The 20,559-nt window shown below is 64.7% G+C and carries 22 protein-coding genes and 1 other RNA gene; 13 read left to right on the plus strand and 10 right to left on the minus strand.

What is annotated here, in order from left to right; all coding sequences use genetic code 11:
• Window positions 1-143: 143 nt before the first annotated feature.
• The 11 genes from ACTJK6_RS06720 (at window position 144) to ACTJK6_RS06770 (ending at window position 11,616) form a co-directional block, all read left to right on the plus strand.
• On the plus strand, window positions 144-1,532 hold the full coding sequence (locus tag ACTJK6_RS06720; protein ID WP_440838590.1) for an aminopeptidase P N-terminal domain-containing protein: 1,389 nt from the start codon (window positions 144-146) through the stop codon (window positions 1,530-1,532).
• The gene (locus tag ACTJK6_RS06725; RefSeq protein ID WP_440838591.1) at window positions 1,529-2,764 is read left to right on the plus strand and encodes a UbiH/UbiF/VisC/COQ6 family ubiquinone biosynthesis hydroxylase; all 1,236 of its coding nucleotides are present in this window, start codon (window positions 1,529-1,531) and stop codon (window positions 2,762-2,764) included. Before ACTJK6_RS06720 ends, ACTJK6_RS06725 begins: the two co-directional genes overlap by 4 nt.
• A gap of 3 nt (window positions 2,765-2,767) precedes the next feature.
• On the plus strand, window positions 2,768-4,051 hold the full coding sequence (locus ACTJK6_RS06730; RefSeq protein ID WP_440838592.1) for an NAD(P)/FAD-dependent oxidoreductase: 1,284 nt from the start codon (window positions 2,768-2,770) through the stop codon (window positions 4,049-4,051).
• A 196-nt stretch (window positions 4,052-4,247) separates the two neighbouring features.
• Window positions 4,248-5,315, plus strand: coding sequence for a tRNA dihydrouridine synthase DusB (gene dusB / locus ACTJK6_RS06735; RefSeq protein ID WP_440838593.1), 1,068 nt, complete (start codon window positions 4,248-4,250; stop codon window positions 5,313-5,315).
• Window positions 5,312-5,545, plus strand: coding sequence for a Fis family transcriptional regulator (locus tag ACTJK6_RS06740; protein ID WP_004635563.1), 234 nt, complete (start codon window positions 5,312-5,314; stop codon window positions 5,543-5,545). Before dusB ends, ACTJK6_RS06740 begins: the two co-directional genes overlap by 4 nt.
• 96 nt (window positions 5,546-5,641) lie before the next feature.
• Window positions 5,642-7,216 (plus strand): bifunctional phosphoribosylaminoimidazolecarboxamide formyltransferase/IMP cyclohydrolase, encoded by a 1,575-nt coding sequence (gene purH, locus ACTJK6_RS06745; protein WP_440838594.1) that lies wholly within the window; start codon window positions 5,642-5,644, stop codon window positions 7,214-7,216.
• Between the two features lie 83 nt (window positions 7,217-7,299).
• Window positions 7,300-7,845 (plus strand): crossover junction endodeoxyribonuclease RuvC, encoded by a 546-nt coding sequence (gene ruvC, locus ACTJK6_RS06750; RefSeq protein WP_004635567.1) that lies wholly within the window; start codon window positions 7,300-7,302, stop codon window positions 7,843-7,845.
• A 78-nt stretch (window positions 7,846-7,923) separates the two neighbouring features.
• Window positions 7,924-9,060, plus strand: a complete 1,137-nt coding sequence (locus ACTJK6_RS06755; RefSeq protein ID WP_440838595.1) for a glycerophosphodiester phosphodiesterase — start codon at window positions 7,924-7,926, stop codon at window positions 9,058-9,060.
• A 100-nt stretch (window positions 9,061-9,160) separates the two neighbouring features.
• Entirely contained in the window at window positions 9,161-9,742 is a 582-nt protein-coding gene (gene ruvA / locus ACTJK6_RS06760) for a Holliday junction branch migration protein RuvA (RefSeq protein WP_316888564.1), read from the plus strand.
• Between the two features lie 64 nt (window positions 9,743-9,806).
• Window positions 9,807-10,880 carry a Holliday junction branch migration DNA helicase RuvB gene (gene ruvB, locus ACTJK6_RS06765; RefSeq protein ID WP_322017738.1) on the plus strand — a complete coding sequence of 358 codons (1,074 nt, stop codon included), beginning with the start codon at window positions 9,807-9,809 and terminating at the stop codon, window positions 10,878-10,880.
• A gap of 19 nt (window positions 10,881-10,899) precedes the next feature.
• Complete coding sequence (locus tag ACTJK6_RS06770; RefSeq protein ID WP_232041960.1) at window positions 10,900-11,616, plus strand: queuosine precursor transporter; 717 nt, start codon at window positions 10,900-10,902, stop codon at window positions 11,614-11,616.
• Here ACTJK6_RS06770 and ACTJK6_RS06775 read toward each other — a convergent pair.
• Genes ACTJK6_RS06775 through tyrS form a run of 3 tightly spaced genes read right to left on the minus strand, consistent with a single transcriptional unit; the run spans window position 11,613 to window position 14,086 of the window.
• Entirely contained in the window at window positions 11,613-12,293 is a 681-nt protein-coding gene (locus tag ACTJK6_RS06775) for a histidine phosphatase family protein (RefSeq protein ID WP_322017739.1), read from the minus strand. The genes ACTJK6_RS06770 and ACTJK6_RS06775 overlap by 4 nt on opposite strands.
• Before the next feature lie 18 nt (window positions 12,294-12,311).
• Window positions 12,312-12,824, minus strand: coding sequence for a D-aminoacyl-tRNA deacylase (gene dtd / locus ACTJK6_RS06780; RefSeq protein ID WP_440838596.1), 513 nt, complete (start codon window positions 12,822-12,824; stop codon window positions 12,312-12,314).
• Window positions 12,821-14,086, minus strand: a complete 1,266-nt coding sequence (gene tyrS / locus ACTJK6_RS06785) for a tyrosine--tRNA ligase (protein ID WP_232041957.1) — start codon at window positions 14,084-14,086, stop codon at window positions 12,821-12,823. Before tyrS ends, dtd begins: the two co-directional genes overlap by 4 nt.
• Before the next feature lie 173 nt (window positions 14,087-14,259).
• On the opposite strand from tyrS, the gene ACTJK6_RS06790 reads away from it, so the two are divergent.
• Window positions 14,260-15,414 carry an anhydro-N-acetylmuramic acid kinase gene (locus ACTJK6_RS06790; protein WP_440838597.1) on the plus strand — a complete coding sequence of 385 codons (1,155 nt, stop codon included), beginning with the start codon at window positions 14,260-14,262 and terminating at the stop codon, window positions 15,412-15,414.
• Window positions 15,415-15,480: 66 nt separating this feature from the next.
• On the opposite strand, the gene erpA is transcribed toward ACTJK6_RS06790, so the two are convergent.
• The 5 genes from erpA to rplM form a co-directional block, all read right to left on the minus strand.
• The gene (gene erpA / locus ACTJK6_RS06795; RefSeq protein WP_004633183.1) at window positions 15,481-15,855 is read right to left on the minus strand and encodes an iron-sulfur cluster insertion protein ErpA; all 375 of its coding nucleotides are present in this window, start codon (window positions 15,853-15,855) and stop codon (window positions 15,481-15,483) included.
• A 126-nt stretch (window positions 15,856-15,981) separates the two neighbouring features.
• Window positions 15,982-16,386, minus strand: coding sequence for a bactofilin family protein (locus ACTJK6_RS06800; protein WP_012761179.1), 405 nt, complete (start codon window positions 16,384-16,386; stop codon window positions 15,982-15,984).
• A 43-nt stretch (window positions 16,387-16,429) separates the two neighbouring features.
• Complete coding sequence (locus ACTJK6_RS06805) at window positions 16,430-17,185, minus strand: DUF6776 family protein (RefSeq protein WP_440838598.1); 756 nt, start codon at window positions 17,183-17,185, stop codon at window positions 16,430-16,432.
• A gap of 231 nt (window positions 17,186-17,416) precedes the next feature.
• A complete protein-coding gene (gene rpsI, locus ACTJK6_RS06810) occupies window positions 17,417-17,809 on the minus strand; it encodes a 30S ribosomal protein S9 (protein WP_004633190.1) in 393 nt (130 codons plus the stop codon).
• 12 nt (window positions 17,810-17,821) lie between these two features.
• Complete coding sequence (gene rplM, locus ACTJK6_RS06815) at window positions 17,822-18,250, minus strand: 50S ribosomal protein L13 (RefSeq protein ID WP_009239122.1); 429 nt, start codon at window positions 18,248-18,250, stop codon at window positions 17,822-17,824.
• 699 nt (window positions 18,251-18,949) lie between these two features.
• Here rplM and ACTJK6_RS06820 point away from each other — a divergent pair.
• Window positions 18,950-19,396, plus strand: a complete 447-nt coding sequence (locus tag ACTJK6_RS06820) for an OsmC family protein (protein ID WP_232041954.1) — start codon at window positions 18,950-18,952, stop codon at window positions 19,394-19,396.
• Window position 19,397: 1 nt separating this feature from the next.
• Here the strand turns inward: ACTJK6_RS06820 and rnpB are convergent.
• Both rnpB and ACTJK6_RS06830 read right to left on the minus strand, forming a co-directional pair.
• An RNA gene (gene rnpB, locus ACTJK6_RS06825) (RNase P RNA component class A) lies at window positions 19,398-19,739 on the minus strand.
• A 13-nt stretch (window positions 19,740-19,752) separates the two neighbouring features.
• On the minus strand, window positions 19,753-20,556 hold the full coding sequence (locus tag ACTJK6_RS06830) for a DUF3025 domain-containing protein (protein WP_440838599.1): 804 nt from the start codon (window positions 20,554-20,556) through the stop codon (window positions 19,753-19,755).
• Window positions 20,557-20,559: the final 3 nt, after the last annotated feature.

Consider the following 20,559-nt stretch of genomic DNA (forward strand, 5'->3'; position numbering starts at 1 on the left):
ACGGCGGCGGCCGCCCGAGACTTTAGGAGAGACCGTCCGCAGCGCACAAGTCTCCTTTCGGGTGTGGCAATGCCCCTCCTCCGAATGCCCGCCGGGCGCGGCGTTACAATCGACGCATCCTTTCTGCTGCCGGAAAACACGCTATGTCCGCCACCGAACTCGCTTTCCTCCAGACCTATCGCCAGCGCCGGGAGCGCGTCGTGCAGTGGCTGCGCGCGGCATCGGGTGGCAATGGCGGCGTCGCCATCGTGCCGACCGCACCTGAGGCGATGCGCAACCGCGACAGCGACTACCCCTACCGGCACGACAGCTACTTCTATTACCTGACCGGCTTTACCGAGCCCGAAGCGGTGCTTGCCATCGTGGTCCCCGCTGGCAGCGCCCCCGCGCGCAGCGTGCTGTTCTGCCGGCCCAAGCATGAAGAGCGCGAAATCTGGGACGGCTTCCGCTTCGGCCCCGAAGCCGCTAAGGAAGCCTTCGGCCTGGATGAGGCGCACTCGGTGGAAGAGATCGACGCGACGCTGCCCAAGCTGCTCGCCAACGCTGCGGCCGTCGCTTATCCGCTGGCTGAAAGCGGCATATTCGACCGCCGCATGCGCCGCTGGCTCGACGCGGTGCGCATGCAAGGCCGCGCAGGTGTGTCGTCGCCACACCAGGCGCTGGACGTGCGCGCCATCCTCGACGAGCTGCGCCTGTTCAAAGACCCGAGCGAGCTCGACATCATGCGTCGTGCCGGCCGCATCTCCGCGGGAGCGCATGTGCGCGCCATGCAGGCTTCACGTGCCGGCCTGCGTGAATACCATCTCGAAGCCGAGCTGCTGTACGAATTCCGCCGCCACGGTGCGCAAAGCGTGGCCTACAACTCCATCGTTGCCACTGGCCCCAACGCTTGCGTGCTGCACTACCGCGCCGGCAATGCCGAACTGCGCGACGGCGATCTCTGCCTGATCGACGCGGGCTGCGAGCTGGACGGCTACGCATCGGACATCACGCGCACGTTCCCGGTGAACGGCCGCTTCACGGGCCCGCAACGCGAGCTGTATGCGCTTGTGGTTGCCGCGCAGGAAGCCGCCCTGGCCGAAACGCGCCCGGGCGTGCCGTACAACGTGCCGCACGATGCCGCCACGCGCGTGCTGGCGCAAGGCATGCTCGACACCGGCCTGCTTGACCGCAACACGGTCGGCACGCTTGACGACGTGATCGCCGGTGGCCAATACCGCCAGTTCTACATGCACCGCACCGGCCACTGGCTCGGCATGGACGTGCACGACGTGGGCGAATACCGCACACCCGGCACCGCCGCGCCTGCAGAAGGCGAACGCCCGTGGCGCCCGCTGGAAGCCGGTATGGTGCTGACCGTCGAACCCGGCATCTACGTGCGCCCCGCGCCTGGCGTGCCGGAACAGTACTGGCACATCGGCATCCGCATTGAAGACGACGCCATCGTCACGCCCGAAGGCTGCGAAATCATCACGCGCGACGTGCCCGTGGCCCCGGACGAAATCGAACTGGTGATGCGGAGCCAGGCATGACCGACAGCATCACAGCAAGCAGCGCGGTGCCGGACTTCGACGTCGCCATCGTCGGCGCCGGGCCCGTCGGGCTGGCGCTGGCCAACTGGTTGCTGCGCGACACCGACTGGCGCATCGCCCTGTTCGATGCGCGGGATGCTGAAGCCGCCGCGCGAGACCCGCGCTCGCTGGCGCTCTCGCATGGCTCGCGCGTGCTGCTGCAGGAGATTGGCGGGTGGCCCAAGCGCGCCACGCCCATCACGCACATCCACGTCTCGCAACGCGGCCACTTCGGGCAAGCCCATATCCGCCGCGAAGACTACGACGTCCCGGCGCTCGGCCACGTCGTGCAATACGGCGACCTGAGCGCCGCGCTCAACGCCGCACTTGGCACGCAGATGGAGCGCCACCCAAACCGCCTCACCCGCTACGACCACACGCCCGTGGAGCGCGTCGAACAACTGCCGCGAGCCGACGGCACCGTCGCCCCGGCACGCGTGCGGGCGCTACGCGAAGGGCGTCATCCGCTGGCCATCGAAACCGAAGTCGTCATCCAGGCCGAAGGCGGCTTGTTCGACGACGCACGCAAGCAGCAAGGCGGTATCGGCCACGCACGGCGCCGCGATTACGGCCAGACCGCCATCGTCGCGCACGTGCGCTGCAGCGCGCCGCTGGAAGGCTGGGCATGGGAGCGCTTCACACCCGAAGGCCCGCTCGCATTGCTGCCGCAAGATGACGCGCAAGGCCCTGGCTACGCGCTCGTCTGGTGCTGCGCGCCCGACGAAGCACGCCGACGCGCAGCGTTGCCCGACGATGCCTTCCTCGCTGAACTGGGCGCTGCCTTCGGCGAGCGCATGGGCCGCTTCACGCACGCCAGCCCGCGCCACACATTCGCGCTCGGGCTGCACGCGCAGCGCATTCCGATCGACCGCCGCGTCGCCGCCATCGGCAATGCCGCGCAGACGATCCACCCCGTGGCGGGCCAGGGCTTCAACCTCGGCCTGCGCGATGCATTCGAAATGGCGCGTGCGCTTCGGGATGGGGCAACGGCAGCCACCCTCGCCCGTTTCGCGCGCGAACGCGCGTTTGACCGCGCTGTCACCATCGGCCTGACCGATTTGCTGCCGCGCGCGTTTGCCGTGCCGGGCCGGCCGTTTGGCCACCTGCGCGGCGCCGCGCTTACGCTGCTGGAATGCCTGCCGCCGCTCAAACACGGGCTGGCCCGGCAGATGATGTTCGGGCAGCGAGGTTAACGGATGGCGTTTGCCGAGGTCAGCACTGCGGGCGATCGCCAGCAGATCACCGTGGTGGGCGCCGGCATTGTCGGCACGGCATGCGCGCTGCAGCTGCAGCGGGAGGGTCATCAGGTCACGCTGCTCGATCAGGCGGGCATTGGCGAAGGCTGCTCGTTCGGCAACGCCGGGTGCCTGAGCGTGGCGTCGGTCGTGCCGATGGCGCTGCCGGGCATGCTCAAGCAGGTGCCCAAATGGCTGGCCGATCCGATGGGTCCGCTGACGGTGCGTTGGCCCTATCTGCCGCGCGCCTTGCCCTGGCTGCTGCAATGGGTGCTCGCAGGCAACGAGGCGCAAGCCCGTGCGACGGCGCAGCCTCTGGCGAGCCTCTTCAGCGCGACCTTCCCCGGTTATCGCAACCTGCTCGACGCCGCGCAATACGACGGCCTGATCCGCCAGGCGGGCCACCTGTATGTGTGGCGCACGCTGGCGCGTTCGTCGGGCGATGTGCTGGCGCAGTCCATTCGCGACGCCACCGGCGTGCGCTCGCAAGCCCTGAGCGCCGGCGAAGCGCGCGAACTGGAGCCTGCGCTGGCTGCCGACATCCAATCCGGTCTGCTGCTGCCGGACAACGGCTTCACGATCAACCCGGAACGGCTCGTCAAGACGCTGGCATCCAACTTCATAGCGGCCGGCGGCACCTTCCTGCGCCGCAAGGTCCTGGACGTGGAATTCGGCCGAAGCGACTACGGCGGCCCGACGCGGCTGCACACCGATTGCGGCACGCTGCCCGTGTCGAAGCTTGTGCTGTGCGCAGGCGCATGGTCGATGCGGCTGGGGGCCAAGCTCACCAGCATCCGCATTCCGCTCGACACCGAACGCGGCTATCACGCCACGCTGCGCGCTCCCACCGTGCAGCCCTCGCGGCCGATCATGGATTGCGAGCGCAAGTTCATCGCCACGCCCATGGAAGGCGGCTTGCGCATTGCCGGCACCGTGGAGATCGGCGGGTTGGACGCGCCGCCTGACTATCGCCGCGCCCGCATCCTCATCCAGCAGGGCCAGCAGCTCTTTCCGGGCCTCAGATTCTCGGATGACAGCCAATGGATGGGCCATCGACCCTCCCTGCCCGACAGCCTGCCCGTGATCGACCGTTCGGAGCGCTACCGCAACGTGTTCTTTGCGTTCGGGCACGGCCACCTGGGCGTGACAGGCGCGCCGGGCACCGCCCGACTCATCGCCGATCTGGTCAGCGAGCGCAAACCCTTCATCGACGCCCACGCCTACGGCCTGCAACGGTTCCGCTAGCGCCAGCCACGGCAAGCACCCGGCCGCCGACCGCACTGCCGCATAGTTTGTGCACAACATTTAGGCAATCCGGCGGTTTGGCGGTAAAATCCCGTCCTCGCATTTTTTCACTCCCGTCGCTCCGCCCGATCGTCGTTCGACTCTGGGCGGAAGGGGTGATTTTTCGTTTCTTTCAGCCGCGTCTTTCTCGCCAGCCTTGCAGATCGGACCCCATACCCTTCGCAACAACCTGTTCGTCGCGCCCATGGCGGGTGTGACGGACCGCCCGTTCCGCCAGCTCTGCAAACGGCTGGGCGCGGGCTATGCGGTGTCGGAAATGGTCGCGTCCAACGCGCAGTTGTGGAAAAGCGAGAAGACGATGCGGCGCGCCAACCACACGGGCGAGGTCGAGCCGATCGCCGTGCAGATCGCCGGCGCCGAGCCGATGATGATGGCCGAAGCCGCGCGCTACAACGTCGATCGCGGCGCGCAGATCATCGACATCAACATGGGCTGCCCGGCCAAGAAGGTGTGCAACGTGGCCGCCGGCTCTGCACTGCTGCAGAACGAGCCGCTGGTCCAGCGCATTGTCGAGGCGGTGGTAGGTGCGGTGGGCGATCGCGTGCCGGTGACGCTTAAAATCCGCACCGGTTGGGACCGCGAACACCGCAACGCATTGAGCGTGGCGCGCATTGCCCAGGACGCCGGTATCAGCATGCTGACCGTGCACGGCCGCACGCGCGCCGATCTGTATCACGGTGAAGCGGAATACGACACCATCGCCGCGGTCAAGGCGTCGGTACGCATTCCGGTGGTCGCCAACGGCGATATCACCACACCGGCCAAGGCCAGGCACGTGCTGGCCGTGACGGGCGCAGACGCCATCATGATCGGCCGCGCAGCGCAGGGGCGCCCGTGGCTGTTCCGCGAGATTTCCCACTTCCTGCAGACCGGCACGCTGCTGCCCGCACCGGAAGTGGAAGAGATTCGCGGCATCATGAATGCGCATCTGGAAGAGCACTACGCGTTCTATGGCGAATACACCGGCGTGCGCACCGCACGCAAGCACATCGCCGGGTACACGCGCGGGTTGGCGGGGGCCAACCTGTTCCGCCACCGCATGAACACCATCGAAGACACCGCGGCCCAGCTGGCGGCGGTCAACGCGTTCTTCGACGAGCAGCGTGCGCTGTCCGACCGCCTGGTCTACGAAGACCAGACCACCGGTGGCGGCCACCCCACGACGGGCAACAACGACAACAACAAGGAACTGCTTGCCGCATGAGCCGCAACCCGATCGAACGTTGCATCCGCGACAGCCTGGATGCGTATTACCGCGACCTGGACGGCGAGAACCCGTCCAACGTCTACGACATGGTGCTGCAGGCCATTGAACGGCCGCTGCTGGAAACCGTGATGGAATGGGCTTCCAACAACCAGTCGCAGGCGGCCGACTACCTCGGCATCAACCGCAACACGCTGCGCAAGAAGTTGCAGCAGCACGGCCTCATCTGAGGTCGCAGGCCGGCCTTTGAACCGATTTCCTTTCTGACGGCGCCTCCTGCCAGTTTGGCAAACCCAGCGCCACACCCGCCCACCGGCGTTTCCACCATGATCCAGCAAGCCCTGCTTTCCGTTTCCGACAAGACCGGCATCGTCGACTTTGCCCGTGCCCTGCACGAGCGCGGCGTCAAGCTCCTCTCCACCGGCGGCACCGCCAAGCTGCTCGCCGAGTCCGGCCTGCCCGTGACGGAAGTGGCGGACTACACCGGCTTTCCGGAAATGCTCGACGGCCGCGTGAAGACGCTGCACCCGAAGGTGCACGGCGGCATCCTGGCCCGCCGCGACCTGCCTGAGCACATGGCCGCGCTGTCCGAACACAGCATCCCGACCATCGACCTTCTGGTGGTGAACCTGTACCCGTTCCAGCAAACGGTGGCCAAGGACGAATGCTCGCTGGCCGACGCCATCGAGAACATCGACATCGGCGGCCCGACCATGCTGCGCTCGGCCGCCAAGAACCATCGCGATGTGACGGTCATCGTTGACCCGGCCGACTACGCCGCCGTGCTGGCCGAAATGCAGGCCAACAACAACACGGTTGGCTACGAGACCAACTTCATGCTGGCCAAGAAGGTGTTCGCGCACACCGCGCAGTACGACGGTGCGATCACGAATTACCTGACGAGCCTGGGCGCCGACAAGTCGCACAGCACGCGCAGCGCCTATCCGCAGACGCTGAACCTGGCCTTCGACAAGGTGCAGGAAATGCGCTACGGCGAGAACCCGCACCAGTCCGCCGCGTTCTACCGCGACCTGAAGGTCGTGGACGGCGCGCTCGCCAACTACACGCAACTGCAGGGCAAGGAGCTGTCGTACAACAATATCGCCGACGCCGATGCTGCGTGGGAATGCGTGAAGTCGTTCGACCCGGCCAAGGGCGCGGCGTGCGTGATCATCAAACACGCCAACCCGTGCGGCGTGGCCATCGGCGGTACCGCGCAGGAAGCGTATGAGAAGGCCTTCAAGACCGATTCGACCTCGGCCTTCGGGGGCATCATCGCCTTCAACGTGCCGCTGGATGAAGCAGCCGCGCAGGTGGTGGCCAAGCAGTTCGTGGAAGTGCTGATTGCCCCGGGCTTCTCGGAAGGCGCGCGTGCGGTGTTTGCTGCCAAGCAAAACGTGCGTGTGCTGGAGATTCCGCTGGGCAAGGGTGTGAACGCGTACGACTTCAAGCGCGTGGGCGGCGGCCTGCTGGTGCAGAGCCCGGATGCCAAGAACGTGCAGCCGAGCGAGCTGCGCGTGGTGACCAAGCGCCACCCGACCCCGAAGGAGATGGACGACCTGATGTTTGCCTGGCGCGTGGCCAAGTTCGTCAAGTCCAACGCCATCGTGTTCTGCGGCGGCGGCATGACGCTGGGCGTGGGCGCCGGCCAGATGAGCCGTGTGGATTCGGCCCGCATCGCGAGCATCAAGGCGCAGAACGCGGGCCTGACGCTGGCCGGTTCGGCTGTGGCGTCGGATGCGTTCTTCCCGTTCCGCGATGGCCTGGATGTGGTGGTCGACGCGGGCGCCTCGTGCGTGATCCAGCCGGGCGGCTCGGTGCGCGACGATGAAGTCATCGCCGCCGCCGACGAGCGCAACGTGGCAATGATCTTCACGGGCACGCGCCACTTCCGCCACTAAACGGCACGGTCGTTCGACCGATCAGCGGGGCAAGGCGTAGACTGGCGCCTGCCCCGTTTTTCTTTTCTGCTCCGCTCCATTTCATGCGCATCCTCGGCATCGATCCCGGCCTTCGCACCACGGGTTTCGGCGTGCTCGAACGGCACGGCCACAAGCTCGTCTACGTGGCCTCGGGCACGATCAAGAGCAACGGCAACGCCGACCTGCCCAGCCGCCTGAAGACGCTGTACGACGGGGTCTCTGAACTGGTGAGCACATACCGGCCGGACTGCGCTTCCATCGAAAAGGTGTTCGTCAACGTCAACCCGCAATCGACGCTGCTGCTGGGCCAGGCGCGCGGCGCGGTGATCTGCGGCCTGATGAGCGGCAACCTGCCGGTGTTCGAATACACCGCGCTGCAACTGAAGCAGGCCGTGGTCGGCTACGGCCGCGCCAACAAGGACCAGGTGCAGGAAATGGTCGTGCGCCTGCTCAACCTCGAAGGCAAACCCGGCGCGGATGCATCTGACGCGCTGGGCGTGGCCATCTGTCATGCGCACGGCGGCGAGACACTGGCCGCCATGGCCGGGCTGGCGCCGCAGCTTGCACAAAAGGGGCTGCGCGTGCGGCGCGGGCGCCTCGTCGGCTGACAGGATTCTTAAGGACGACGGGTAGCTGCGCGCATACACGGCGACTACCATGCGGGTATCCGTCTTCAGGAGACTCCGATGCTGCGCCGTCTCATCCTGCTGAGCCCGTTCGTCTTGAGCGCCTCCCTGGCCTTGTCGGCCTGCCGGCTGGAATACAACCACGGCGGCGGCGGCGGCAACACCACGCCCATCGCCACCGTCCAGGTGATCGGCCATCGCGGTGCGCCTGCACTGCGGCCCGAGCACACGCTGGCCTCATACCAGAAGGCCATCGACGATGGCGCCGACATCATCGAGCCCGATCTCGTCTCCACCAAGGACGGCGTGCTGGTTGCGCGCCACGAGAACGAAATCTCCGGCACGACCAACGTGGCCGACGTGGCAGCGTTTGCCGGCCGCAAGACCACCAAGACCATCGACGGCCAGAGCGTCACCGGCTGGTTCACCGAAGACTTCACGCTCGGTGAACTGAAAACGCTGCGCGCACGCGAGCGCATCCCGAGCATCCGCCCCGACAACGTCGCTTACAACGATCAGTTCGACATCCCCACACTCGACGAGATCATCGCGCTGGCGCGTGACCAATCCGCCAAGCTCGGCCGCAACATCGGAATCTATCCGGAGACGAAACACCCGACGTATTTCCAGTCGATCGGCCTGCCGCTGGAAGACCGGCTGATCGACGGCCTGCGCCGCGATGCCTTCACCGCCAGCCGTACGACGGTCTACATCCAGTCGTTCGAAGTCGCCAACCTCAAGGCCATCCGCAACAAGATCGGCAGCAGCCAGCCAAACTGGAAGCTCGTGCAGCTGATGGGCTCATCCGGACGACAGCCCTACGACTTTGTGGTCGCCAAAGACGGCCGCACCTTCGGCGACATGATGACCGGCCAAGGCATGCGCGACATTGCCGCATACGCTAACGGTGTCGGCCCGGACAAAAGCAGCATCATGGGCCTCGACGCGAACGGCAAGCTGACCGACCCGACCGATCTGATCCGCAACGCGCACAACGCCGGGCTGCTCGTCCACCCGTACACGTTCCGCCCCGAGAACACCTTTTTGCCGCCGTCGCTGCGCAGCGGTGCGGACAACACGCGCAACGTCAACGGCTCGATGACGGAGATCCAGACATTCCTGCGCGCTGGCGTCGACGGCTTCTTCACCGACGATCCTGCCGTCGGGCGTCAGGCCGTGTCGACCTTCAAACGCTAGTCTTCGCGCGTCGGAACCGTAGCGAGCGGCCGAGCCTGGATCGGGCCGCGCAGTAGGTTTCGGCTACACTGCGTCCCGTTTTGGAGGAGGAACCCCACCCATGATCGGACGCATCGCCGGGACGCTGATCGAAAAGAACCCGCCGCACCTGCTGGTCGATTGCCACGGCGTCGGCTACGAGATCGACGTGCCGATGAGCACGTTCTACAACCTGCCCGCCACCGGCGAGAAGGTCGTCCTGCTCACGCAGCAGATCGTGCGAGAGGACGCGCACCTGCTCTACGGTTTCGGCACCGCCGCCGAGCGCGAAACCTTTCGCCAGCTCATCAAGATTTCCGGCATCGGCGCGCGCATCGCGCTGGCGGTGCTGTCGGGCATGTCGGTGGCCGAACTCGCGCAGGCCGTCACGCTTCAGGAAGCCGGGCGGCTGACGCGCATCCCGGGCATTGGCAAGAAGACGGCCGAGCGCCTGCTGCTCGAACTCAAGGGCAAGCTGGGCGCCGACCTGGGTGCGGTGGCCGGCGGCCCCGCCGTCTCGGACGACGCGGTTGACGTGCTCAACGCCTTGTTGGCGCTGGGGTATTCCGACAAGGAAGCGGCGCTCGCCATCAAGCAAGTGCCGGCCGGTACGGGCGTCTCCGAAGGCATCAAGCTGGCGCTCAAGGCGCTCTCCAAGGGCTGACGCCCGAGGCGCGGCGAAACGGTAGAATGGCCTGCTCGCGCTGTCCCGGCGCCGTCTGCCCGTCATGATCGAAACCGATAAGCTCGCCGCCAAGGCTGTTTCTGCTGAGCGCATCATCTCAGCCTCCCCCGCCTCCCCCAACGAGGAGGCGTTCGAGCGCGCGCTGCGCCCCAAGCTGCTAGACGAATATGTCGGCCAGGAAAAGGTGCGCGGCCAGCTCGACATCTTCATGACCGCGGCCAAGAACCGCAGCGAAGCGCTGGACCACGTGCTGTTGTTCGGGCCGCCGGGCTTGGGCAAGACGACGCTGGCGCACATCATTGCGCGCGAGATGGGCGTCAACCTGCGCCAGACCTCCGGCCCCGTGCTGGAGCGCCCAGGCGACCTGGCCGCACTACTCACGAACCTCGAAGCCAACGACGTCCTCTTCATCGACGAAATTCATCGGCTCTCGCCCGTGGTGGAAGAGATCCTGTACCCGGCGCTCGAGGACTACCAGATCGACATCATGATCGGCGAGGGCCCTGCGGCGCGCTCGGTCAAGCTGGATTTGCAGCCGTTCACGCTCGTGGGCGCCACCACGCGCGCCGGCATGCTGACCAATCCGCTGCGCGACCGCTTCGGCATCGTCGCGCGGCTTGAGTTTTATACGCCTGCCGAACTGGCGAAGATCGTCACGCGTTCATCGGGCCTGCTGAACGCTCATATCGTCGACGAAGGCGCGCTAGAAATTGCGAAGCGCTCGCGCGGCACGCCGCGTATCGCCAACCGCCTGCTGCGCCGCGTGCGGGACTATGCGGAGGTCAAGGCCGACGGCATCATCACCCGCGAAGTGGCCGATGCGGCCCTCGCCATGCTTGACGTGGACACGGTTGGCTTCGACCTGATGGACCGCAAGCTGCTCGAAGCCATCCTGCACAAGTTCAACGGTGGCCCGGTCGGCATCGACAACCTCGCCGCCGCCATCGGCGAAGAACGCGACACGATCGAGGACGTGCTTGAGCCCTACCTGATCCAGCAGGGCTACCTGCAACGCACGCCGCGCGGGCGCGTCGCCACCGCATCGGCGTACCAGCATTTCGGGCTGGGCGCCCCCAAGAGCGGCCCAGTTCGTGAGCTCTGGGACGACAACGAATAAACCTCCGCCCGCCCCCGACATGTCCGCCGCCCCGCACCACCCAAACCGCACATTCCGCTACTACGACTTCGTCATGGCAGCCTTTGTCACGGTGCTGCTGTGCTCGAACCTGATCGGCGCGGCCAAGGCGGCGCAGGTCACACTGCCGATCGTCGGGCCGGTAACGTTTGGCGCTGGTGTGCTGTTCTTCCCGATCTCGTACATCTTTGGCGACATCCTTACCGAGGTGTACGGCTACGGGCGCGACCGGCGCGTGGTGTGGGCGGGCTTTGGCGCACTGATCTTCGCGTCGTTCATGTCGCTGGTCGTGCTGGCGCTACCGGTAGCGCCCTTCATGGCGGACTACCAGAAGAGCCTGAACGACGTGTTCGGCAACACGCCCCGCATCGTCGCCGGGTCGCTCATCGCGTTCTGGTGCGGCAGCTTTGCCAACAGCTATACGCTGGCGAAGATGAAGATCGCTACCGAGGGAAAATGGCTGTGGACCCGGCTCATTGGGTCTACGGTGGTAGGCGAGGCAGTGGATTCTTCGCTGTTCTACGTGATCGCCTTCTACGGAATCTGGCCCCACCAGCAGGTGCTTCGCGTGGCCATCGCGCAATACATCCTCAAGACCGGCTGGGAGGTCGTGGCGACGCCCCTCACGTACCGGGTCGTCGCCTTCCTCAAACGCGTCGAGCACGAAGACTACTACGACCGCGACACCGACTTCACGCCGTTCCGGCTGAAGGTTTAAGGAACGCGGCGGTCCACCTCGTCGAGCACCAGCAAATCCAGGTGCGCGACATCCCCCCATTGCAGCACGGTCAACTGATGACCATCGGATGAAAGCCGGTTGATGCTCGCGTTGCGCAGCTCATGCTGGCGCGGCTCGGTGAGCGTCATGGCGTTGGCGTGGCGGTACAGGCAATCGAGCACGCCGCCGTGGCTAACCAGCGCGATGCGCTCGCCGGGGTGACGACGGATCAAGCGAAGCGCTGTCTCGACCGCACGTTCGTGGAATTCAGTCAGCGTCTCGCCGCCAGGCGGGGCGAACTCGGGCACGCGGTTTTGCCAGGCATCAAAGTCGGCTGGATGCTGCGCGGCGACTTCAGCGTAGGTCAGACCTTCGAACTGGCCGTAGCAGCGCTCGCGCAAACCGGCGTCGTCGCGCACGGTCACACCCACTTCATCTGCCAGGGCCTGCGCCGTCTGCTTGGCCCGCGACAGATCGCTCGCATACACCGCATCGAACCGCTCGCGCGCCAACGCCTTGCCGAGCTGCGCCGCTTGCTCCAGCCCTTGCGTGTTCAGCGGCACGTCGAGCTGGCCTTGCAGGCGGCGTTCGCGGTTCCAGTCGGTCTCGCCGTGGCGGATGAGCACGATGTGGGTGATCTGCGGCATCGGCAGAGGAATGGCGGCGGCGCGTGGCATCACAGGTTCCCGAACGAATCAGACAGATTTGACCGCTTCCGGCGCGGCCGCTTTTGCGGCGGACGGAGCGACTTGCGGCGCCACCTGCAGCCAGAATGTGACCGGACCATCGTTGACGAGCGACACCTTCATGTCTGCGCCAAACTCGCCGGTGGCCACGATGGGATGCTGCGCACGGGCGCGCGCCACGAAGTGTTCGTACAGGCGGCGGCCATCTTCCGGAGCGGCAGCGGGCGTAAAGCTCGGACGCGTGCCGGACTTGGTATCGGCTGCCAGCGTGAACTGCGAAACCACCAGCAAGCCGCCTGCCTGCCCGTTGCCGTCGATGTTGCGCACCGGCAGGTTCATCTTGCCCTGCGCGTCGGAGAACACACGGTAGTTCAGCAGTTTCTCCAGCAGGCGGTCGGCCTCGGCGGCGGTGTCCCCGCGTTCGGCACAGACCAGCGCCAGCAGTCCCGGGCCGATCTCGCCGACAACGCGGCCATCCACACGGACCGCCGCTTCAGACACCCGCTGAATCAGCCCAATCACTTCAGCACCACGCGCGCAAAGCGACGCTTGCCGACCTGCATCACGAAGGTGCCGGCTTCCACCTTCAGGCCCTTGTCGCTGACGACGGCGCCGTCGATCTTCACGCCGCCCTGCTCGATATTGCGGTTAGCATCCGACGTGGACGGGCAGAGGCCCGCCTGCTTGAGCAGTTGCGCAATGCCCAGCGGCGCGCCTGCCAGCTCGATCTGCGGAATATCGTCCGGCACGCCGCCGCGTGCGCGGTGGTTGAAGTCTTCCAGCGCGCGCTCGGCATCGGCCTGGCTATGGAAGCGGGCAACGATCTCCTGGGCCAGCAGCACCTTGCAATCGCGCGGGTTGCGGCCCAGCGCGATCTCCGCCTTCATCATGTCGATCTCGGCCAGCGGGCGGAACGACAGCAGCGTGTAGTACGTCCACATCAGGTCGTCGGAGATGCTCATCAGCTTGCCGAACATCTCGTTCGGCGCCTCGCTGATACCGACGTAGTTGCCCTTGGACTTGGACATCTTCTCGACGCCGTCCAGGCCTACCAGCAACGGCATCGTCAAGATGCACTGCGGCTCCTGGCCGTATTCCTTCTGCAATTCTCGACCGACCAGCAGGTTGAACTTCTGGTCGGTGCCGCCCAACTCCAGGTCGGACTTGAGCGCGACCGAGTCGTAGCCCTGCATCAGCGGGTAAAGGAATTCGTGCACCGAAATCGGCACACCCGCCTTGTAGCGCTTGGTGAAATCGTCGCGTTCCATCATGCGGGCGACGGTGTACTTGGCGGCGAGCTGGATGATGCCGCGCGCGCCCAGCGGATCGCACCATTCGCTGTTGTAGCGAATTTCCGTCTTGCTCGGATCCAGCACCATGCTGGCCTGACGGTAGTACGTCTGCGCGTTGGCCTCGATCTGCTCGCGCGTGAGCGGCGGGCGCGTGGCGTTGCGGCCGGACGGATCACCGATCGTCGACGTGAAATCGCCAATCAGGAAGATCACCTGATGCCCCAAATCCTGCAGCTGGCGCATCTTGTTGAGCACCACGGTGTGGCCGATGTGGATATCGGGCGCCGTCGGGTCCAGGCCCAGCTTGATGCGCAGCGGCACGCCGGTGGCGGCGCTCTTGGCCAGCTTCTGCTCCCACTCGGCAGCGATCAGCAATTCGTCGCAGCCGCGCAGCGACACTTCCATCGCGTGCGCCACCTCCGGGGTCACCGGGTACTTGGGTTTGGCCGGCGTGGTGTTGTCGGAAACGGCGGAAGTGTCAGATGCAGTCATGGCAAAAAGAGAGGTCACCGCGCCGCACATGGAAAACGGCGCGAACGGATCAACAATTAGGGAAACGGGGCGTGAACGATGGCCGACATCAATTGAAGTGCCGGCCGCGCAATCCCTGGATTTTACCGTGATGTGTCCGTTTGGCCCGCCATTGCGCTGGTAAGCTGTCGCGCATGAGCCATCCCAACCACATCGCACTTCCCAGCAACCGCTACATCGGCTTGATGTCGGGCACCAGCCTGGACGGCGTCGATGGCGTGCTGGCGGACTTTTCCGGCGAACACCCAGCCGTCCTCGCCGACGCCTACGTGCCCTTCTCGCCCGAACTGCGCCAGCGCTTTCTGGACCTGCAACATGCAGGCCACGACGAGATCCATCGCGAAGCATTGGCCGCCAACGCACTGGCCATGGTCTACGCCGAATGCGTCGCCCGGCTGCTTGCCGGTACGGGTCTGGCCGCGCACGACGTACAGGCCATCGGCGCCCATGGGCAGACGATCCGTCATCAGCCCGGCGCGCATGACGGCATCGGCTACACGCGCCAGAGCCAGCATCCGGCGGTGTTGGCTGAACGCAGCGGCATCGACGTCGTTGCCGATTTCCGCAGCCGCGACATCGCCGCCGGCGGGCAAGGCGCGCCGCTTGTCCCTGCGCTGCATCGCGCGCTATTCGGCCTGCCCGACGCGTGGCGCGTGGTATGCAACATCGGGGGCATCGCGAACCTCACCGTCTTGCCGCCCCAGGCTTCCGACGCGCGCGACGCCGTACTCGGCTTCGACTGCGGCCCGGGCAACGCGCTGATGGACTACTGGGTTCACACGCACCGCGATACCCGCTACGACGCCGACGGCGCCTGGGCTCGCACCGGACGCATCGACGAAACGCTCCTCGCGCGTCTGAAGGCCGAGCCGTTCTTCTCAGCCCCGCCGCCCAAGAGCACCGGCCGCGACCTGTTCAACCCGGCGTGGCTGCAGCAAACCCTCGGCGATGCGCTGAACATTGTTCGCCCTGAAGATGTTCAAGCGACGCTACTCGCCCTCACTGCCGACACCATCACCGATGCCGTGTGTGCCCATGCTCCGCGGGCTGCGTCACTGCTGGTCTGCGGTGGTGGCGCCCGCAATGGCGCGCTCATGGCACGGATCGCGCAGCGATTGCCGGGCGTTCGAGTCGCGCCGACCGATGCGTTCGGTGTGCCCGCGCATCAGGTGGAGGCATTGGCCTTTGCGTGGCTCGCGCGACAGTGTGTGCTCCGCGCCCACGGCAACCTGCACACGGCGACCGGCGCATCGGGCGGTCGCATCCTCGGCGCAATCTACCCGGCCTGAGCGCCCTGTCTGCAGGCAAAAAAAAAGCGCACCGAAGTGCGCTTTTTCCTTTACAGCGATGTGGCGTCAGACCGAGAACGACGAGCCGCAACCACATGTGGTCGAAGCATTCGGGTTCTTGATGACGAACTGCGCGCCGTTGATGTCTTCCTTGTAGTCGATCTCGGCGCCCACCAGATATTGGTAGCTCATCGAGTCGATCAAGAGCGACACGCCATTCTTGGTCATGGTCGTGTCGTCCTCGTTGGTCTCTTCGTCAAAGGTGAAGCCGTACTGGAAGCCCGAGCACCCGCCGCCTTGCACGAACACGCGCAGCTTCAACTCCGGGTTGCCTTCTTCTTCAATCAGCTGCTTGACCTTGTCCGCAGCGCTGTCCGTAAAGACCAGCGGAGCCGGAACCTCGTTCACATCGGGCGTGGCTGCCTGCGCGACTGCGTTCATGAAAATCTCCTGTGGGAACGTCTGAAACTTGCTTGTATTTTAAGCGCAAGCTGCAAATCGTGCCGAAGCCTTGCGTTTCAAGTGGGCATTGTGCGGTGCGCCAGCAACGGCCAGCGGGCGATGTGATCAATCCTGATTGGACGCCAGCTTCAGATTGGGCAGCAACTTCACATCGCCTGGTGCCGCGTGCGTCAACGTGCCCATGACGACGGCCCCTTGGTGCATCTCCAGCGCCGCATATTGCACGTTGCCTTCGATGCGTGCCTTCGGCTGCAACTCCAGCAGCTCTGCCACATGCACGGGGCCGACCACTGTGCCGTTCAGGATCAGATGGCCGACGTGCACTTCGCCCTCGACACGAGCGCTGTCAGTAATGACCAACATACTGGGCTTGTCAGGATCGCCATAGATGTTGCCCTTGATTTCGCCGTCGATTCGCAGACCGCCCGAGAAGCGCAGATCCCCCTCCAGCTTGGTACGGGCCCCCAGTAGCGTTTCGATCGCCAGCCCTTTCTTTTTGCCAAACAGCATCGTCGACTCCTCTGTGTACGGATCCTCGACAGGACAATGCCTGTCAGATGGAAAAACTCTGGCTCGCTTTGATCTTGCCGCTCTGCAGCACTTTTACCATCACCGATTGCACCGTGGTGCCAGGGGGCACATCCACCCAGCCCTCGAGGCGCTGGTAGTGCGTGAGCTTGACGCGGGCGCTGGTGGCGGGCGATCCGCTGGCCACCGTGCCTGGGAAATCGATCGTAGCAGCTTTGCCGCCCTGCACGACGTTCAGCGTGAGAGCCAATTGCCCCTCGAATTCGGAGACCGGCGCGAACGCCTTTCCGCCTCCCTGCATCAGCAGAACCCGGAAGCGCATGCGCGTCGGCTGTGCCTCGTCCGGCGCGATGCGGAAGCTGCGCACGTAGATACCGGCGGAATTGGTGGGCGCCGGCAATAGGCTGTCAAAGAAAGCCAGATCCTCCTTCAACTGCGCGTTTTCGGTTTCCAGCGCCTTGAGTTGCTCCGCCATTTGCGCCTGGGCACCTTCGGCGATCCCCAGACGTGCGTCCACGGTGCCGGCGGATGCAGAAAGCTTGTCTCGTTCGGCCTGCACGGCAGCCAGCTTGGCGGTCAGCTCGCGGTTCATTGCACGCAAATCAGCATCGTGCGGACCGGTCAGGCGGCGCCCTTCTTCGAACGCCCACAGTGCCGCCGCGGCCGCAAGCCCAAGGACCACCGCAATCAACAACACCGTTACAGGCCAAGGCAAGCGCGAACGTACCGTGACGTTCGGCGCGAGCACGGAAGCACGATGCAGCAAGCGACGCGCCTTCACGTGCACGTCTCCTGACCCGCCTTGCAGATCAGAATCGGATTAGGAGAAACAGCGGATTGCATCATACGGGCCGAACGCTAACGAAATGTGAATTGTAGTCCCGGGGACATGTCGGAGCTGTTGCAAAGGGTAAGCAAGGCGCCGCGAAGATCACACTGTTTGGTTCGAATCCTCAAAAACAAAAAACCACACCAGAGGGTGTGGTTTTTTGCTGAAGCAGCAGGAAGCGGATTAACGCTTCGAGAACTGCTTGGCGCGGCGGGCCTTGCGCAGACCAACCTTCTTACGCTCGACTTCGCGTGCATCGCGCGTCACCAGACCGGCCTTCGACAGGGCGGGCTTGAGCGTTGCATCGTAGTCGATCAGGGCACGGGTGATGCCGTGGCGCACCGCACCGGCTTGGCCGGTTTCCCCGCCGCCGACTACGTTCACCTTGATGTCGAACGTAGCTGCGTGGTTGGTCAGTTCCAGCGGCTGACGCACGATCATCAGCGAGGTTTCACGAGCGAAGTACTCGTTGATGGCCTTGCCGTTGACAATGATGTCGCCCTTGCCGGACTTGATGAAGACACGTGCCACAGCGCTCTTGCGGCGGCCGGTGCCATAGTTCCAGTTTCCGATCATGGATTAGGCCCCTTAGATTTCCAGCGCTTTCGGCTGCTGAGCTTCGTGCGGATGCGAGCCTTCGGCGTAAACCTTCAGCTTCTTGATCATCGCGTAGCCCAGCGGACCCTTCGGCAGCATGCCCTTCACAGCCTTCTCCAGGGCGCGGCCCGGGAAACGCTGCTGCATCTTGCCAAACGTCGTTTCGTAGATACCGCCCGGGTAACCCGAGTGGCGATAGTACTTCTTGTCGGTCGTCTTGGCGCCCGTCACGCGCAGCTTGGCTGCATTGATGACGATGATGAAATCGCCGGTATCGACGTGCGGAGTGAATTCGGGCTTGTGCTTGCCGCGCAGTCGGTGTGCCACTTCGCTGGCGACACGCCCGAGGACCTTGTCCGTCGCGTCAATCACGTACCAATCGCGCTTCACCTCATGGGGCTTTGCGGAAAAGGTCTTCATGATTTTTCCAAATATTGAGTCAGTGCCCGAGTGGACCCGTATCGCGCTGAGAACTTACGTTCAGACTGCTCACGAACGGATCGTCTTGCGGACGCCTGCGCAACCTCATGCGAGGTCATCGCCGGCCCGCCTTCCCGCTTGTTGGTGCGGGCTCTCTGAATTTCTTTTCCGCGGGCAATCCGGAAAAGATTTCGATTGTACCGTGCACGGTCTCCTTGACACAAGGAAAAGGTGCGCGCAAATCCTGAAGGCAAAAAAAAACCCAAGCCATTGAGCTTGGGTTTGAATCCACCAAAGGAGGAGGGTGGAGGAGACACCTGCTGATCGTTGACTTGGTGGGTTGCACCGCATCAGCCGATCCAATGGTGCAAATTATACCCATTTCTGGGGCACGCGCAAGGGAATTTGCACTACGAAATTGCATTTCGTAATACGGAATGCAAATTTCATCGGCAACATGTCAAAATTTCCTTTCAAAATCAATATCTTGTGAAACTTTCAGATCTTCCGATCTGGTGCGCACTAGAGATATCCCTCGAATTCTGGCGCGATTTGGGTGCACAGAAGACGGGTTGCACCTTTTTGCGCAGGTATCACTGTCAAGCCGCGTTCACCCTAGGCTGGCAACGCATGCGCGGGCCGATGGCTACAATGTGGCTTTTCGTCGGCGCTGGCCGACCCTCTGCACAAGGATTGGACATGGATTGCACAGTGAGCTGGACCGGCCCGGATGGCATGGCCTTTTTGGCGGAAACCGGCAGTGGCCATCTCGTCACGATGGATGGTGCGCCCGACGGGGGCGGCCGCAACCTCGCACCGCGCCCGATGGAAATGGTCCTGCTGGGCACCGGCGGCTGCACCGCCTATGACGTCGTGCTGATCCTGAAGCGAGGCCGGCAGGACGTGCAAGGCTGCAGCGTCAAGCTGCATGCCGATCGCGCCGAGACCGACCCGAAGGTCTTCACGCGCATCCACTTCACCTTCACGGTGACGGGGCGAAACCTGAAGCGGGAAACGGTGGAACGCGCCGTGCAGCTTTCGCACGAGAAGTACTGCTCAGCGTCGATCATGCTGGCCAAGACGGCCGAGATCACGCACTCATTAGAGCTGGTGGACTTGGCCAGCCAGCCGACGGCATCGGAATAAGAAGCGAAGCGGACCGATAAGCCGGATTCTGTGCGCCGCGTGGCCGAAACCAGCGGCGTGACAACCATTCCTCTAGGCCGGCTGTTGCCAGCCGGCTCAAGCTCCCTACCCGCAGACTCAGCGAGCCGCTTCATCGCCTGCTTACTTGGGATTGCTCCGGGTGGAGGTTACCGCGTTTCACCCTTCGCCCTGGCCGAAGCCTGGGGCGAAGACTCGTCTCTGTGGCCCTATTCCGCACGTCACCGTGGATGGTCGTTAGCCATCACCCTGCTCTATGGAGTCCGGACTTTCCTCCCCTTCCGTCGCACGAGGCGGCGAAAGCAGCGGTTGTCTGGTCCGCTTCGCGAGGCGCGAGTCTAGCACTGTTCAGGTACGAAGCGCCGCCGGCCTGGCCGAAAGACCGTCGTATCCAGATAGAAGCCGGCGTCGACATTGGCATCGCACCAGCCCGGAATCCCCATGACGGGCAACGGGCGGAAATGGCGGGGCGCGAGATCGGCGTGCAGCAGCGTCTCGGCCAGCGCTGCGTCGAGTGACGTGCAATCTGCCGGCAACGCAGCCACGTGCAGCGGCCACGCATGTGCGGTGATCGACTTGTACGGCGCGACCAGCTTTTCCAGCAGCGCATGACCGAACGGCAGAACGGCGCAGGTGGCGCCCCATGCTGCCCTGCCCTCCACGAACAGGCCGCGCCAATCGAAGCCGGTCAGGCTTCGCTCCGATGCGTCTTCGGTGTGCAGGAAGATCAGGGCGTTTTCGTCGAGCAACGTGGCGGCATCGCGGACGGCGCCGCGTGCCGCGCCAATCCCATCCTGCGCAATCGCCCGCGCCTGGCGTGCGTTGAGTGCCGCCTTGGCACGCGGCCAATGCAGCCAGATCAGCGCGTTGAAGAAATCGTGGAGGTTGTCCCGCGTCGGCACCCCGCCGGTGGCGGCGATGTGTGCTTCGTAAGCGGTGTCGGCCGGCAAGGCATCTTGCGGGACGAAGCGCAGGGCATGGCCTCCAGCGGTGCGGATTACCTGCGCGGCCGAATGTGCGTTCAGTGCGTCTCGAAGATCGGCGCCTTCCTCAATCGCGCGTGCAATTGGGACGCCGACCGCCGCGAGCGGTGCGAACGCCGGATGGCTCCAGTCGATCGCACGTAAGCAGTCAATCGCCAAGTC

The organism is Ralstonia sp. 22086, from assembly GCF_052045975.1.
Classification (GTDB): domain Bacteria; phylum Pseudomonadota; class Gammaproteobacteria; order Burkholderiales; family Burkholderiaceae; genus Ralstonia; species Ralstonia wenshanensis.

Bases quoted from the DNA above. Each gene is read 5' to 3' on its own strand.
- ACTJK6_RS06720 (WP_440838590.1), top strand. From the start codon at position 144: ATGTCCGCCACCGAACTCGCTTTCCTCCAGACCTATCGCCAGCGCCGG.
- ACTJK6_RS06725 (WP_440838591.1), top strand. From the start codon at position 1,529: ATGACCGACAGCATCACAGCAAGCAGCGCGGTGCCGGACTTCGACGTC.
- ACTJK6_RS06730 (WP_440838592.1), top strand. From the start codon at position 2,768: ATGGCGTTTGCCGAGGTCAGCACTGCGGGCGATCGCCAGCAGATCACC.
- ACTJK6_RS06740 (WP_004635563.1), top strand. From the start codon at position 5,312: ATGAGCCGCAACCCGATCGAACGTTGCATCCGCGACAGCCTGGATGCG.
- purH (WP_440838594.1), top strand. From the start codon at position 5,642: ATGATCCAGCAAGCCCTGCTTTCCGTTTCCGACAAGACCGGCATCGTC.
- ruvC (WP_004635567.1), top strand. From the start codon at position 7,300: ATGCGCATCCTCGGCATCGATCCCGGCCTTCGCACCACGGGTTTCGGC.
- ACTJK6_RS06755 (WP_440838595.1), top strand. From the start codon at position 7,924: ATGCTGCGCCGTCTCATCCTGCTGAGCCCGTTCGTCTTGAGCGCCTCC.
- ruvA (WP_316888564.1), top strand. From the start codon at position 9,161: ATGATCGGACGCATCGCCGGGACGCTGATCGAAAAGAACCCGCCGCAC.
- ruvB (WP_322017738.1), top strand. From the start codon at position 9,807: ATGATCGAAACCGATAAGCTCGCCGCCAAGGCTGTTTCTGCTGAGCGC.
- ACTJK6_RS06770 (WP_232041960.1), top strand. From the start codon at position 10,900: ATGTCCGCCGCCCCGCACCACCCAAACCGCACATTCCGCTACTACGAC.
- ACTJK6_RS06775 (WP_322017739.1), bottom strand. From the start codon at position 12,293: ATGCCACGCGCCGCCGCCATTCCTCTGCCGATGCCGCAGATCACCCAC.
- tyrS (WP_232041957.1), bottom strand. From the start codon at position 14,086: ATGACTGCATCTGACACTTCCGCCGTTTCCGACAACACCACGCCGGCC.
- ACTJK6_RS06790 (WP_440838597.1), top strand. From the start codon at position 14,260: ATGAGCCATCCCAACCACATCGCACTTCCCAGCAACCGCTACATCGGC.
- erpA (WP_004633183.1), bottom strand. From the start codon at position 15,855: ATGAACGCAGTCGCGCAGGCAGCCACGCCCGATGTGAACGAGGTTCCG.
- ACTJK6_RS06800 (WP_012761179.1), bottom strand. From the start codon at position 16,386: ATGCTGTTTGGCAAAAAGAAAGGGCTGGCGATCGAAACGCTACTGGGG.
- rpsI (WP_004633190.1), bottom strand. From the start codon at position 17,809: ATGATCGGAAACTGGAACTATGGCACCGGCCGCCGCAAGAGCGCTGTG.
- rplM (WP_009239122.1), bottom strand. From the start codon at position 18,250: ATGAAGACCTTTTCCGCAAAGCCCCATGAGGTGAAGCGCGATTGGTAC.
- ACTJK6_RS06820 (WP_232041954.1), top strand. From the start codon at position 18,950: ATGGATTGCACAGTGAGCTGGACCGGCCCGGATGGCATGGCCTTTTTG.